Here is a 13,826-nt window from a genome sequence, read left to right as displayed (position 1 = left end):
ATTAATCATTCTTCATTATATAAAGATGGATCAGGCAGCACAAACGATGATCGATAACCTGCAGAAAAACACAGGGAAGTCGCTCTCAGAATGGATCAAGATTGTTCAGGGTACCGGCCTGCAGAAGCATGGCGAGATGGTGAAGTTTTTAAAAACGGAACATGGTTTCACCCACGGCTTCGCCAACATGGTGGTGCTCAAAGCCAAAGGATCAGACGCCGGTTCGGCCGAGAGTCCCGATGACCTAATCGTGAAGCAATACAAAGGAAAAGAACAACTGCTACCCATCTACGAAGCGCTGGTGACGCGGCTAAAGCAGTTTGGTGAGGATGTGGAACTGGCGCCCAAGAACGCGTACGTCAGTGCGCGCAGCAAAAAGCAGTTTGCTCTCTTACAGCCTTCTACCAAAACCAGGCTGGATGTGGGCATCAACCTGAAAGGCCGAGAGCCAGAGGGTCGGCTGGAGAAGTCCGGAAGTTTTAACGCCATGTGCTCGCACCGCGTGAAACTGCAGTCTGCAGATGAGGTCGATGCTGAACTGATTGGCTGGCTGAAGGCAGCTTATGAGCAAGCTAGGTAAGCGGTCTTAGGTATAGGTATAGGTATAGGTATAGGTATAGGTATAGGTATAGGTATAGGTTGCGATAAGAAAGTATAATAGAGAGAATATGGAACAGCGAATTACATTGATCACTTTGGGCGTCAGAAATCTGCAGCGCTCCCGGGAATTTTACCAGCAGGTTTTTGGCTGGCAACCGCTGGAGAGCAGCACGGAAAGCATCATCTTTTTTCAATTGAATGGAATACAGCTGGCCCTCTTCCCACAGGAGTCACTGGCCGATGACGCTGGTCTGGAAGCAGATGGCAAAGGCTTTAAGAGTTTTTCGCTAGCTCATAACGTGCGTTCAGAACAAGAGGTGGACGAACTGATAGCAGAGCTGGAATCGAAAGGCGTAAAAGTACTCAAGCAACCCGAAAAAGTATTCTGGGGCGGCTACAGCAGCTACATCGCCGACCCGGATGACAACCTCTGGGAAATCGCCTACAACCCTTTCTTGCCTTTACATTAAACAGTGAGCTTTTTAAGTTAGTGAGTATTCGTATCAAGATTTAGTTATAAAGTTGATGAAGGATAAAACTGCTTGGCTTATTTTCTTAGTATTCGCAATAGTCAGTGTCGTTGTGGATTATGCCACTTTTTCGAAATCACCAACAGTTTTGCTTCAAGTTATTGAAGTGTTCGTTCACATATTCCTTATGATTCTGTTCGGCCTTATACCTGCACTACTCATCTCGATTATTCCGATGAAACGACGATCATATAGTGATCGCTTTAAAATAGCTTTGCCATTAGCGTCTGCAGTATTTGCTGTATTTCTTTCAATCATTCGAATCACATCTTTTAATTGATTCTTCTAAGTCAAGATAAATCACGCAATCACTCATTCACTCAATCACCAATTCACTAAATCAATAAAGTGCAGACCTTCCTAGAGCTAGCGGCAAAATACGTATACGAGAAGTATAAAGAGAACATCAGCGAGCTGTGCATCGTGCTGCCGTCGCGTCGTGCGAGCTTCTTTTTTAAAAACGCCCTGGCGCAAGCTGCTCCGGAGCCGATCTGGTCGCCGGAGGTGTCAGGTATGGAGGACTTCATCACCAAACTGGCCAAAGTGGATGTGCTGGAACCGATCAACCTGCAGCTGGAGCTCTACGATCTGATGCGCGAACAGGACCCGAACCTCGATTTCGACCAGTTCATCACCTGGGGCGGCACCCTGCTCGACGACTTCAGCCGCATCGACCAGAACCTGGTAGATACCACCAAGCTGTTTGACTACGTGAGCGAGGCCAAGGCGCTGGAGCGTTGGGACCCGGCGCACCTGGGTAAAGAACTGACGCCCGCCGTTAAGAAATACTTCAGTTTGTGGGATAACATTGAGAGGACCTACCACAACCTGAAAGGCCATTTGGAGGAGCGCAAGCAGGCCTATACAGGTATGGCTTTCCGGCTGGTGGCCGATAACATTGAGCAATTAGCCAAATCGCCGGAATGCGCCCAGTACCTTTTTATCGGTCTCAACGCCCTCACCAGTTCTGAAGAGCACATTATCCGCACGCTCCTCAAGCACAACAAGGCCGAAGTGCTCTTTGACTCTGATGATTTTTATATGGAAGAAGGAACGCCGAATCGGGCGGGCAGTTTCCTGCGCAGGTATAAGAGCACCTGGAATATGGCGGACTGGCGCTGGCAGCAAAACTTGCTCCTCACCGACGAGAAGGAAATCAACGTGATTGGGGTGGCCAATGCGAGCATGCAGGGCAAGCTAGCCGGACAGCTGATTCAGGAGATTCGCCAACGCGACAAACATGCCCAAATTGCGGTGGTAATGCCCGACGAAACGCTTTTGCTACCCGTACTACACTCTATACCCAATGAGGTGCCGAACTATAACGTAACGATGGGCCTCAGCTTTAAAGGTACGCCCCTCTACAACCTGATCGACCTGCTCTTTGATGTGCACCTGACGGGCGTGACCCAGCTGCAGGAGTCGGGTTACAAGGTATACCAGTACCACCACCTGACGGTGACCAAGCTGCTCTCCCACCCTTTCATCCGCAGGTATGAGCTATACCTGAACGAGCAGCCCGACAAACAGGAATTCCATGGCTTCATACAGCGTGTGCTCGACCAGATCGTGCAGGACAACCGCGTGCTGATTACGGCCAACGACCTGCTAAAGATGGGCAAGCACGAGCCGCTTTTCGAAGTGCTATTCAAGTCCTGGCGCGACTGCGACGACATCATCGCTTCGCTTTACCAGCTCATCGACCTGCTGCACAAGATGTACAGTCACCAGCCGAGCACCATCGAAACGGAGTACCTCTATATTTTCTATACCATCGTCAAGCGCCTTGACACCATTTTCGATTGCCGGGAGCAGAAGATATCGGTGCGCAGCTTCCGCAAGTTTTTGAACGAACTGATAGCACGACAGCGCCTGCCCTTCAGCGGTGAGCCTATCTCCGACCTGCAGATCATGGGTATGCTGGAGACCCGTGCCCTGGACTTCGAGAACCTGATCATTCTGTCAGTGAACGAAAACACGCTGCCTGCTCCGAAGCGGCACGAGTCGCTGATGCCGTACGATGTGTTGAAGCAGTTCGGGCTGCCGACCTACGCCGAAACCGAAGGTGCGATGGCCTATAACTTTTACCGCTTGCTGCAGCGCGCCAAAAACGTGAACTTGCTGTACGTGCTGCCGTCCGACACCTATGGCTCTGGCGAAAAAAGCCGTTTTATCCTGCAGCTGCAAAACGACCTGGCCCTGCGCAACCCCAAGATTAAATTCCGCGACCTGACGGCCACTGTGGAGCTGCGCGATCAGAAAAAATACGACGAGGACATAGTCATCCACAAAGATGCTCAGACGCTGGAGCAACTGCGACAGGAGCTGAAGCGCGGCCTCTACCCTTCGCACCTCAACATGTACATCAACTGCTCTCTGCAGTATTATTTCAGCCGCATCGCCAAAATCAGGGAGATCGATGAGGTGGAAGAGCAGCTTGGCGCTGATCAGTTTGGTACGATCGTGCACCAGGTGCTGGAAGATTTCTTCCGGCCTTTTGAGCAGAATGGCCAGCCGATCGAAAAGCAACATGTGGAGCAGATGCTGCGCGAGTTACCAGCCAAGGTGGAAGAAGAATTCCGTAAGGTGACGCGTGGCGCCAGTCCAGAGCGCGGCATGAACTTCCTTCTTTTTAAGGTGGCCGTGCAGGTGTTGGAGAAGTACCTGGAGGGGCTGCTGAGTTCGGAGGACGAACTGCCGCTTTATGTGCTGCGTCTCGAAGAACAGCTCGAAACGATCCTGGAGGTGCAGGTAGGCGATGAGCTTATACCTGTAAAGGTGGCCGGCAAGGCCGACCGCATTGACCTGAAAGGAGCCGAACTCCGCGTGATCGATTACAAGACGGGCAAGGTAGAGCGCAACCAGGTGAGTGTAAAGCCGGACGATATGGACCTGCACTTCATCACCTCCCCCAATTATGACAAGGCGCGCCAGCTCTGGCTCTACGAGTACATTTTGCAGCGCAACCTGCAGCAGAAGCCCGAGCTGTTGCTTCGCAATGCCGGTCATCTTGACCCTGCCCGCATCGTGCCGAAGTCAGGTATACTCTCGTTCCGCAACCTCGACGCCGGCGTGCTGACAGCTGATTTTCCGTTTGAGCAGTCCACCGGGCAGGATTTTATCTCCGCATCCGAAGCCTTGCTCTCGCGCTTTGTACAGGAACTGCTCGACCCAAATGAAGTGATCCGGAAGACAAAGGAATTGGAGATTTGCCAATACTGTCCGTACCGGGGGATATGTGCGCGCTAGCTTACAAATATCTTGATTCTGCAATATTATTATAGCTGAGCATGCAACGTTTTCAGGAATTTGGGTATCATACATTCAAAACACGAGTCCTATGAAATTGCAGCCTTTGTTCAGAGCCTTTACCTTCTTCTGCCTTTCATTCTCCCTACTTTCATGCGAGAAAGAAGAAGTGCCAGTACCCGTTGAAGAAATTATGCCCCTAAAAGTAGGCAATGAATGGGTGTATGATGTGATCGAGTATACATCGGACGGCAAAATTCTTTCCACCAGTTCGTTTAGACGGCAGGTCGTAAAGGATACGCTGATCCATAAAACCACCTGGTACATATTGAATAATGGCATGATTGTGAGGAACGACAAAGACGGCTATGTGCACTATCGGAAGGATGCAAGAGAGCAGTATATCACCTACCCCAGCCCGGAGATGTCGGGCATCGCCTACGGGTATCAGTACCCGAACTATACCTTGTGGATCTACCACAGAAGAACAGCAGGCCTGGTACCTATACCGGATTCAAAGCATGCTGACCAGGCCCTTGAGTTCAGTTTTGAAAGGCAAACCGAACAAAAGGCATCTGCTGCGCTGAGCACCACCTGGGTGAAAGAATACGTTACGCCTGAACTGGGCATGATCCGGACAGACTGGTACTACGCGGACTCCGACAAACTGATGCGGCGCTATGAACTGATCAGTTACCGGGTGCAGTAAAGTTCTACATGTTTAATCTCCCTGATCGAGCGATAATTTTTCGATTGATCTGAAATAACGCAGTAATAAAATCAGTTCATCCGTATATAGAGCCTCCGATATTTTACGTTGATCTCACAGAGGAGCTTTTATACCTCGTGCATTTTTACTAATATCGGATTCTTAACATATGCCGGTAAACCTTATTGCATTGCGTACCTCTATTTTCACCCTTCTTCTTGCACTTTCATCCTTAACCGCGTTTGGGCAAAGCTCCCTTCTGGAAGCCGTTGCCATGCCCGGCGACGGCATCTATACCTTATTGCGCCGGCACGGCCTCAATCCGCCGGAGCATCTCCAAAAGTTTGTAGAAATCAACAAAGACCGTTTCGGCAAAGACAATGGCCTGATTGTCGGTAAAACCTATACATTGCCCGAAGGCGCAACTTTAGCAGATAACAACACCGTCACCACCGACAATACCCGGGTAGCCGCCGTCGAGACCAAAACCCGAAACGATGTAACAGCCGGTCCGGCCAAAGTAGCCGCGCGCGTGCTCGAAATGCCGCTTTTTGGAGAGAAGTATTCCCGGGTGGAGGTGAAAAGTTCCAAGCTGCAGGGCGCAGTCTATTACCTGAGCTCTGGCCATGGTGGGCCCGATCCAGGGGCAGTCGGCAAGTACGGCAGCAACGACCTGGCCGAGGACGAATACGCTTACGATGTGACCATTCGCCTGGCACGCGTCCTGATGGAGCACGGCGCCACGGTATACATGATCGTGCAGGACCCGGACGACGGCATTCGTGACGAGGGGGTGCTGAAAATGGACAGGGATGAAATAGTCTACCCGAACAGAAAGATACCCCTCAACCACAGTGCTCGCCTGCGCCAGCGCACGGAGGCCGTGAACGGCCTATATCTGAAGCACAAGGGAGCCTACCAGCGCATGCTGGCGATCCATGTCGACAGCCGCAGCGAGAGCCAGAACATCGATGTGTTCTTCTATCACCACGAGAACAGCAAGGACGGCGAGCAGCTCGCCAAGAACATACACCAGACCTTTACAAACAAATACCGTCGCTACCAGCCCAACCGCGACTACTCCGGCAATGTAACACAACGCAGCAGCCTTTATGTGATCAAGTACAGTCACCCGCCTACCGTCTTCATCGAGCTCGGCAACATTCGCAACGTAAAGGACCAACGCCGTTTCGTGATAGCCGACAACAGGCAGGCTCTGGCCAACTGGATCTACGAGGGTTTGTTCGCGGACTACTCCTCCAAGTAATAACTCACATGAAAGGCTCTAGTAAACTACTTACTGGAGCCTTAGTTTTGTCGTGCTATACCTTTAGGGAGTTAGTCCGCTCTCCCCTCTAACTTAACATATGCCCTTCTTAATTGATTAGAGTAGTTGTCATGCTATAAGACAGCATACAGCAAAAGACAACGCCTTCCTATACCTACTTCGGACGATTGTCTACCCGGATTTCATTAACTTTCACTTTAGCCTTAGAAAAGAAGCAAACCCAAATTTGCACTCACCTATATCGAGTAAATATAAACATGTAATATGCTGATATAAAGCTACTTCGAACAAATGATTGTCCCCTTCGTTAATATTTAATGTTTAGACGACAATTATTTAAGTACAATTTATTTCAAACTCCTAATATTACTCCTATGAAAAGTATTTACTTTCTGTTTACTTTCTGCGCTTTGTTTACAACTGGTACGCTCCTGGCGCAGGACACCGATTTAGACATTCAAAAACCACAAACTTCGGCCGCTGTGGCCAACGAGTCTATACAGCAAGGCAACTGGTTGGTAGGTGCCAGTGTAGGCTCTATTGGCTATAATTTTAAATCAGAAACCTTCCAGCTAATCCTCGAACCTCGGGCAGGCTATTTTATCAGCGACAATGCAGCGATCGGGGCACAGGCCCAGCTTGGCCTGGCGCTTTACGATGGTGGTGAGAACTTCAGCTATGGTTTAACTCCTTTTGCCCGTTACTATTTTCCGGAGGGAGCCTCCCCTAACAGCCGCTGGTTTGGAGAGGCACTGGCTGGCTTTGCCGGCAGTTCCCTGAAGGATAGCGACGGCGACCGTATTTTTGGCTCTGTGCTGGGCTTGCGGGCAGGATACGCTCACTTCGTTGCCCGCAACATTGCGCTAGAAGCCACGCTGAACTATACCCGCACCAGCGCCGACATCACAGTCGACACAAGCACCTCCGGTCTTGCCGTTGGGGTGGGTTTCCAGATTTACCTGCCCGGCCGCGGTAATTTGTAAGTTGATATACCTAAAAAGAGAAAGCCCGCTTCCTTTACAGAAACGGGCTTTTTTTAAGGCGTTAGGTCAACTTTGTTAACGCAGCACTTTCTGGATCAGGTGCCGGCTGCCATCAATTTTATGGGTATAGGGCAGGCCCAGGATCTCTGCTATTAGCGGGTACACGTCCACATTTTCGAAGGTGTTTACCTTCACTCCTTCTTTAAAGGCTGGCCCCCAGGCGTAGAACACAGTGTGCATCTCTTTCACCTTCGTGGCATCATAGCCATGCTGGCCCGGAGACGGCGGACGGGATGAAAAATGGAATACCTTGGGCGCATCCGATAGCAACAGAATGTCACCCACGCGGCCATATTTATCATCTTTAGCGCCATAGTGCAGGTGCTTGGGCATTTTCTTTCGGGTGTATACCTTATAGTCTTTTGCTTCCTTCTTCAGTTTGCGATAGGTAGACTTCACAGCTTTCTTATCCTTGGCATGCAACTCCACGACCATACCTCCCCCGGATACCATAAATTTTGCCGTGTCGATCGCAGCCGGCATGGGAAGTGTGTTTTTGGTATCTACCCCGAGCATGCCATGGTCCGACACAAACACGTAATTGACAGGCAGACCTGTTTTGGCCACAGCCTCAGTCAGCATCTGCATGTGCTTGTCCAGGTCCAAAACCGCTTGTTTGGTTTGGGGAGCGTCCGGACCGTAGCGATGACCGGCATGATCCACTTCAGGTAGGTAAAAGGTGATCAGGTGCGGCCGTTTATCCTCTGGCAGGTTCAGCCAATCCACCACTGTCTGGATGCGTCGCTCGATCGGCATCACCTCGCTGTACTGGTAATGGTAAGTAGGCAGTATACCCTGAATCGGGGCCTCGGAGCCCACCCAGAAGAAGCTGGCCGCCACCATTTGCTGTTGCTCGGCCAGTACCCAAAGCGGCGTGCCACCATACCAACTGCCGTCTTCCACTTTGCTGCGGTCGCGCATGGTGTAGTGCTCATTGCGCTGTGGGTCGTAAAAGTAATTATTGATCAGCCCGTGGCTGGCCGGGTAGAGTCCCGTCACAATGGAATAATGATTTGGGAATGTCTTGGACGGAAAGGCCGGCAACATCGACTCAGCCGCCACACCTTCTGTGCGCTTCGCTTTCAGGAATTGCGTATCATACTTATCGGCGTAATCGTAGCGAAAACCATCGGCAGATATGAGGATCACGTAGGGTTTTTCCTGCTGGGCCGGGCTATTATACCTGTTGGGTTGGACGCGCTGCACCGTGTCTACTTGTGCGAATGCCAGTCGTTGCCAGAGCAGGCAGACCAGCAAAACGAAAATCTGTTTCATGCGGCGAAGATACGTCAAAACCCGCGTAGCTGCCAGTCTGCAGTTTTAAATTACTGTTAAGCGTCCTGTCTAAGATTTTTTGTTAATATTAAATGAGGAAAGAGACATATATCATTATCCGCATTAATAGGATTTTATAGCTTGCCCATACCCACTAGCCTTTCAAACGATGCTACACCAAACTCCTCCTTTCACACTCACTTTTCTAGGCGCCGCCGGCACCGTGACCGGCTCTAAGATACTGCTCAAAACAGACAGGCACCAGGTGCTCATCGACTGTGGTCTGTTCCAGGGCCTGAAGCAACTGCGCCTGCTCAACTGGCAAAAGCCGCCCCTGGATGTGGAAGAGCTGGATGCCGTCATCCTGACGCACGGCCATTTGGACCACTGCGGTTATCTTCCAGTGCTCACGCAAAACGGCTACCATGGTCCTATTTACGCCACCACGCCCACACGAGACGTAGCAGAGATCATCCTGCGCGACAGCGCAAAGATACAGGAGGAAGATGCCGCTGAAGCTAACCGGGGTGGCTACTCCAAGCACAATCCGGCCAAGCCGCTCTATACCGCTGAGGACGTAGATCTGACCATGCCTCTCTTCGAAACGCACGACGACAACGAGTGGGTGATCATCAACGAAGACATGAAATTCTGCTTCCGGAAGAGCGGGCACATCCTGGGCTCTGCTTTTGTGGAGCTCAAGTGCAAGGGCCACACCGTTGTGTTTTCCGGAGATATCGGGCGCCGCAAACCGTTGCTGATGGAGCCCCCCGTTTTTGTAAGGGAGGCCGATTACCTGGTGCTGGAGTCAACTTATGGTGACAGATTGCATGAACAGGCCTCAGCTTACGACGAAATACAGGCCTATGTGAAGCATACCGTGGCAAAAGGCGGCGTACTGGTGATTCCGAGTTTTGCCGTGGAGCGAGCCCAAGAATTACTCCTGATCCTCAACACGCTGCGAGAAGAAGGCAGCATACCCAACGTCCCCATCTACCTCGACACGCCCATGGGCATCGACGTGACACAGCTATACCTGCACCACCGCGACTGGCATAGCCTGAGCGATGCAGAGTGCCGCACCATGATGCACAACGTGCAGGTGATACGGGATTTTGAGCAGACCCTGCGCGTGCTGGACAAGCCGGGGCCAAAGATCGTGATTGCGGGAAGCGGCATGGTAACGGGCGGGCGTGTGCTTTTTTACTTGCAGCGCCTGATTCAGGACGCGAAGAATACGGTGTTGCTGGTAGGATTTCAGGCGCCGGGCACGCGGGGCAGTCTGCTGTTGAGCGGAGCCAACGAGATCAAGATGCAGGGCAATTACTACCCTGTGCAGGCTGAGATTCACCAGATCTCATCGCTTTCGGCGCACGGCGACCAGGCCGATCTGCTTTGGTGGCTGAGCCATTTCAAAAAGGCGCCGCAGCAGGTGTTCCTAAACCACGGGGAAGCCCAGGCCTTGGAGGCTCTCCGACTGAAAATAACGGACACGCTGGGCTGGGGCTGCACCATTGCCGAGATGGGCACTACCTACGATTTGCACTAAAAGTTAGCTATTTGATGAACAGGCGCTTGTCAAACACAAAGGCCTCTGTTTTAAGGATTCGGACTTTGTTGAATGCGGGATGGCGCGGGTTGACGAGGTAATTAAAGGTGCCTTGCACGGTGGCCGAGGGTACTTTCAGGATCAGGTATAGCCCGTTCTTCACATAGTCGTCGCCTACCTGCTGCGTCACACTGCTATGCGGAAACGATTTCCAGGCCGGAGCAAGGTTTTTTTCGTGCACCTCCCCGATTGGGCCCTCGTCCGGCAGTTCGATGGTGACTAGGTGATAGTCTTTTGGAACGATGCCTAGCGGCATGTGCACAGCTATCTCCACAGTGCAAAGCGCAATAGACTCGCTGGTGTAGAGTACGGCGGTGCCTTTGCTGTTCCAGCGGCCACCCGCCAGTTCAGCGCCTTTACCCGACAGGTCGTTGCAATACTGTTTTCTGCTGAGGCGGTATACGATCATGCCAGCACGCCGTGTTCAATGCGGGTCAGCTCGTCGCGGAGCAGGCCGATGCCGAAGGTGCTGTCAAGCAGTTCTTTGGGGCGTATGCCTCCCAAGGCCACGTTTTTGGCTTCCAGCCAGGCATCAAAATCCTCTTTTTCGCCGAACACCTCTACTCCTTTGTTGTAGACCAGCGTGATTTCGAGGATCTTCTCAGAATGTAACGGGTCGAACTTGCGCTGCTCTTTTTTATAGCGCTGAAAGGTGCGCTCCGACAAGTGCAGGAATTCCGACCACTCGCCCAGGCTGAAGGGAATCTTGTTGGCGATGTTCTGGAAAGTGGCGTACTTTATACCTTCCCGCACGGTCGTGATCAGCATAAACACATCCCGGTCGTCGATGAGACTATAGTTAATGCCACCGTTTATTTTGAGTGCCTTTCCCATAACAATTTCCTTTTCTCAAATATACGAAATCTGTCGCAAATTATCCGACAAGTTGCTATTTAATTTTATTCCTATACCTGCAGCGGCAAAGCGGAAGCTGCTTTTTAAAATATAATCGAATAGGGCTATACCTTTTCTGAAGTGGACAATACAATTGAAATTTTCGAATTGAAGCGAAAGAGGCACTATTCCAAGCCACACATCGTTTGAAGCCAGAATCAACCCGCTTACCCATGCGAAGCCAACTTATCGCTTTCGGATTAATGATAGCAGGCACAATGGCCGCCTGCACTTCCCAAAACGCCATCACCGAGAACACACAGTCGCCCAGGCCTGAACTCCGGATGGCCGATGTGATACCTGCCAAAAGTACCCTAACGCCTTCGGAAAAGCAACAGCAGAAGAAGCAACTCGACAAAGACGCCAAACGCTTCAAAAACCGCGAGGCAGCCTCGGCTTATTATGTGTACCAGGCCAAGCGCACCTTTAACGAAGACAAACCGGACTCTGCCAGTTACCTGTTCGGGCGTGCCTGGCTGATGGATAGCACCAACAACGATGTATACTGGGGCTACGGGCTGGTGTACGGTCAGCAAAAAGCCTTTGACAAAGCACTCTTTCTACTCTATCACGCGCTGGAGAAAGACCAGCACAATCCGCGGCTCCTCACCGACCTGGCAACCAGTCACCTGGGCCGATTCTACGCCGAAAGCAACCCCGAAGACCTGGTGCAGAGCCGCAAGCTGCTCGAAAGCGCCGTTCGCTACTCCCCTGACGCGGCAGACGCCTATTACAAGCTAGCCATCAGTCACTACTACCTACAGGAGTACGCCGAGGCATGGAGTTACCTGCACAAGAGTATCAGCAAAGACAAGGAAGTAGCAGATGCCGCATTTATAGCCGCCTTGCTGGAAAAGCAGCAGGACCCGGCCGGTAAATACAGGTAAATGACAGGACATCATTTGTTATTTCAAGACGGGTGGCGTATTTTTAAACCAGGAAGGACGACCATACCTAGCTGATAACATCACATGAAAAGATTTTTTCTGGCTGCGGCCACTCTAGTACTTAGTGTCTCCATGGCGTATGCGCAGGAGCAGCAACCCGCATCGAACCCCAAAGTGCTACCCATGTTTGGACAGGTAGCCAAAACGGACGCCCAGCAGAAAGCAGACGAGAAATTCCTGACCAGCTGCGACAAGAGCTTCGAGAGTCGTACCGAGGCCAGTAACTTTTTCATGGAGCGCGGCTGGGAGTATCTGAACGAAGGGCAGGTAGATACCGCGGTATACCGTTTCAACCTGGCTTGGCTCCTCAACCCGGATAACTACAACACCTACTGGGCTTTCGGATTGGTGGAAAACAGCAAAGGCAACACCCAGGAAGCGATCGGGATGTTTGACCGTGCCCTGAAATACCAGCCGAACAACTCGCTCCTGCTATCCGATGTGGGCGCTGCCTACCTACAGCAGTATATCAAAGACAAAAAGAAAAAGAGCCTGAAGCAGGCCACCGCTTTTCTGGACCGCTCCCTGAAAGCAGACCAGAACAACGCTTTTGCCCTGGCCAATTACGCGCAGGTATACTATTATAACAAGAAATACACAGAAGCCTGGGATTATCTGCACCGCAGCCGCGACATCAACATCATGTCGCTGGACTATAACTTCCTGGCCGACCTGCTCGCACAAATGCCCGACCCCAAAGGCATGTTCCGCAACGACCCTAACGCCGTAGAGTCGGCTAACTAACAAAGAACAACACTATAGCATCATCCAACCTAAAAGATTGATATGAAAAAGCATTTCTACAAAGCTTCCCTCTTCCTGTTGGTCGGGAGCCTTTCGCTTTCTTCCTGCGTGGTTTCCAAAAAGAAGTACGAGGACCTGATGGCCCGCAAAAACGCCCTGGAACTGGACAAGTCGGATCTGGAGCAGCAGAAGTCGTCACTGGAAAAAGAAAAGGCCCAACTTGAGCAGGAGCGTGCTGAACTGGAAAAACAGAAAGCCGAATACCAGGCAAGTCTGCAGCAGGCCTTGAAAGAAGGCAAGACGCTGGGTGAGAACCTGAACATGAGCAAGTCGCAGATCGACAAGCTGAATGCCGACCTCAAAGCCCGTGAACAGCGCCTGGCCGAACTGCAACGTATTCTTGACGAGAAGGACAAAGCCGTGAACGCGCTTCGCTCCAAGGTGAGCAACGCCCTGCTAGGCTTCAACGACAAAGACCTGACCGTGAACATTCGCAATGGAAAGGTATACGTGTCGCTGGCCGAGCAACTGCTCTTCAACTCCGGCTCTACCAAAGTGGACCCGAAAGGTGTAGATGCCTTGAAAAAACTGGCCGCCGTGTTAAAAGAGCAGAACGATGTAAACGTGGTAGTGGAAGGCCATACTGATGATGTGCCAATCGCCCGTGGCACCGTAGGTATGCAGGACAACTGGGACCTGAGCGTGCTCCGCGCTACTGAAATCACCCGCATCCTGACACAAGCCGGCGTGCAGCCAGACCGCGTGACTCCTTCCGGCCGCAGCCTTTACGTGCCGCTTGATAATGCGAAAACAAAAGAAGCGCGTCAGAAAAACCGCCGTACCGAGATCATCCTCACGCCTAAACTGGACGAACTGTTCCAGATCCTGGAGTCAGCCTGATCGGTTTAGAATAAAACAGAAAAGCCAGCTTCGTAAAG

Annotated in this window: 13 protein-coding genes; 10 read left to right on the top strand and 3 right to left on the bottom strand. The window is 51.5% G+C overall.

What is annotated here, in order from left to right; all coding sequences use genetic code 11:
• Positions 1-25 precede the first annotated feature (25 nt).
• From B0B12_RS03850 to B0B12_RS03820, 6 genes are all read left to right on the top strand, one after another.
• Positions 26-580, top strand: coding sequence for a DUF4287 domain-containing protein (locus B0B12_RS03850; protein WP_076666152.1), 555 nt, complete (start codon positions 26-28; stop codon positions 578-580).
• A gap of 115 nt (positions 581-695) precedes the next feature.
• Positions 696-1,070: a VOC family protein gene (locus B0B12_RS03845; protein ID WP_244554583.1), complete on the top strand. Its 375-nt coding sequence runs from the start codon at positions 696-698 to the stop codon at positions 1,068-1,070.
• Positions 1,071-1,478: 408 nt separating this feature from the next.
• On the top strand, positions 1,479-4,379 hold the full coding sequence (locus B0B12_RS03835) for a PD-(D/E)XK nuclease family protein (protein WP_076666149.1): 2,901 nt from the start codon (positions 1,479-1,481) through the stop codon (positions 4,377-4,379).
• A 91-nt stretch (positions 4,380-4,470) separates the two neighbouring features.
• A complete protein-coding gene (locus B0B12_RS03830) occupies positions 4,471-5,088 on the top strand; it encodes a hypothetical protein (protein ID WP_076666148.1) in 618 nt (205 codons plus the stop codon).
• A gap of 169 nt (positions 5,089-5,257) precedes the next feature.
• Positions 5,258-6,355: an N-acetylmuramoyl-L-alanine amidase family protein gene (locus B0B12_RS03825; RefSeq protein ID WP_076666147.1), complete on the top strand. Its 1,098-nt coding sequence runs from the start codon at positions 5,258-5,260 to the stop codon at positions 6,353-6,355.
• A gap of 395 nt (positions 6,356-6,750) precedes the next feature.
• The gene (locus tag B0B12_RS03820) at positions 6,751-7,359 is read left to right on the top strand and encodes an outer membrane beta-barrel protein (protein WP_076666146.1); all 609 of its coding nucleotides are present in this window, start codon (positions 6,751-6,753) and stop codon (positions 7,357-7,359) included.
• A 75-nt stretch (positions 7,360-7,434) separates the two neighbouring features.
• On the opposite strand, the gene B0B12_RS03815 is transcribed toward B0B12_RS03820, so the two are convergent.
• Positions 7,435-8,694 carry an alkaline phosphatase family protein gene (locus B0B12_RS03815; RefSeq protein ID WP_076666145.1) on the bottom strand — a complete coding sequence of 420 codons (1,260 nt, stop codon included), beginning with the start codon at positions 8,692-8,694 and terminating at the stop codon, positions 7,435-7,437.
• Between the two features lie 169 nt (positions 8,695-8,863).
• On the opposite strand from B0B12_RS03815, the gene B0B12_RS03810 reads away from it, so the two are divergent.
• Positions 8,864-10,243 (top strand): MBL fold metallo-hydrolase RNA specificity domain-containing protein, encoded by a 1,380-nt coding sequence (locus B0B12_RS03810; protein WP_076666144.1) that lies wholly within the window; start codon positions 8,864-8,866, stop codon positions 10,241-10,243.
• A 7-nt stretch (positions 10,244-10,250) separates the two neighbouring features.
• Here B0B12_RS03810 and B0B12_RS03805 read toward each other — a convergent pair whose 3' ends face one another.
• Both B0B12_RS03805 and parS read right to left on the bottom strand, forming a co-directional pair.
• The gene (locus B0B12_RS03805; RefSeq protein WP_076666143.1) at positions 10,251-10,712 is read right to left on the bottom strand and encodes an RES family NAD+ phosphorylase; all 462 of its coding nucleotides are present in this window, start codon (positions 10,710-10,712) and stop codon (positions 10,251-10,253) included.
• The gene (gene parS, locus B0B12_RS03800) at positions 10,709-11,137 is read right to left on the bottom strand and encodes a type II RES/Xre toxin-antitoxin system antitoxin (protein ID WP_076666142.1); all 429 of its coding nucleotides are present in this window, start codon (positions 11,135-11,137) and stop codon (positions 10,709-10,711) included. The genes B0B12_RS03805 and parS overlap by 4 nt, the downstream gene beginning before the upstream one ends.
• 233 nt (positions 11,138-11,370) lie before the next feature.
• Between parS and B0B12_RS03795 the strand changes: the two genes are divergently transcribed.
• The 3 genes from B0B12_RS03795 to B0B12_RS03785 all read left to right on the top strand — a co-directional run bounded on the left by B0B12_RS03795 (position 11,371) and on the right by B0B12_RS03785 (position 13,788).
• Positions 11,371-12,084, top strand: a complete 714-nt coding sequence (locus B0B12_RS03795) for a tetratricopeptide repeat protein (RefSeq protein ID WP_076666141.1) — start codon at positions 11,371-11,373, stop codon at positions 12,082-12,084.
• Between the two features lie 84 nt (positions 12,085-12,168).
• Complete coding sequence (locus B0B12_RS03790) at positions 12,169-12,888, top strand: tetratricopeptide repeat protein (RefSeq protein ID WP_076666140.1); 720 nt, start codon at positions 12,169-12,171, stop codon at positions 12,886-12,888.
• A gap of 42 nt (positions 12,889-12,930) precedes the next feature.
• Complete coding sequence (locus tag B0B12_RS03785; protein WP_076666139.1) at positions 12,931-13,788, top strand: OmpA/MotB family protein; 858 nt, start codon at positions 12,931-12,933, stop codon at positions 13,786-13,788.
• The last annotated feature ends 38 nt before the right edge of the window (positions 13,789-13,826 follow it).

This window comes from Pontibacter indicus (genome assembly GCF_900156345.1).
Lineage (GTDB): Bacteria > Bacteroidota > Bacteroidia > Cytophagales > Hymenobacteraceae > Pontibacter > Pontibacter indicus.
The sequence above is the reverse complement of the archived record's forward strand: the minus strand, read 5'-3'. Positions and strand labels throughout refer to the sequence as shown.

Coding starts and splice junctions, on each gene's coding strand:
- B0B12_RS03850 (WP_076666152.1), top strand. CDS start 26: ATGGATCAGGCAGCACAAACGATGATCGATAACCTGCAGAAAAACACA.
- B0B12_RS03830 (WP_076666148.1), top strand. CDS start 4,471: ATGAAATTGCAGCCTTTGTTCAGAGCCTTTACCTTCTTCTGCCTTTCA.
- B0B12_RS03825 (WP_076666147.1), top strand. CDS start 5,258: ATGCCGGTAAACCTTATTGCATTGCGTACCTCTATTTTCACCCTTCTT.
- B0B12_RS03820 (WP_076666146.1), top strand. CDS start 6,751: ATGAAAAGTATTTACTTTCTGTTTACTTTCTGCGCTTTGTTTACAACT.
- B0B12_RS03815 (WP_076666145.1), bottom strand. CDS start 8,694: ATGAAACAGATTTTCGTTTTGCTGGTCTGCCTGCTCTGGCAACGACTG.
- B0B12_RS03810 (WP_076666144.1), top strand. CDS start 8,864: ATGCTACACCAAACTCCTCCTTTCACACTCACTTTTCTAGGCGCCGCC.
- B0B12_RS03805 (WP_076666143.1), bottom strand. CDS start 10,712: ATGATCGTATACCGCCTCAGCAGAAAACAGTATTGCAACGACCTGTCG.
- parS (WP_076666142.1), bottom strand. CDS start 11,137: ATGGGAAAGGCACTCAAAATAAACGGTGGCATTAACTATAGTCTCATC.
- B0B12_RS03795 (WP_076666141.1), top strand. CDS start 11,371: ATGCGAAGCCAACTTATCGCTTTCGGATTAATGATAGCAGGCACAATG.
- B0B12_RS03790 (WP_076666140.1), top strand. CDS start 12,169: ATGAAAAGATTTTTTCTGGCTGCGGCCACTCTAGTACTTAGTGTCTCC.
- B0B12_RS03785 (WP_076666139.1), top strand. CDS start 12,931: ATGAAAAAGCATTTCTACAAAGCTTCCCTCTTCCTGTTGGTCGGGAGC.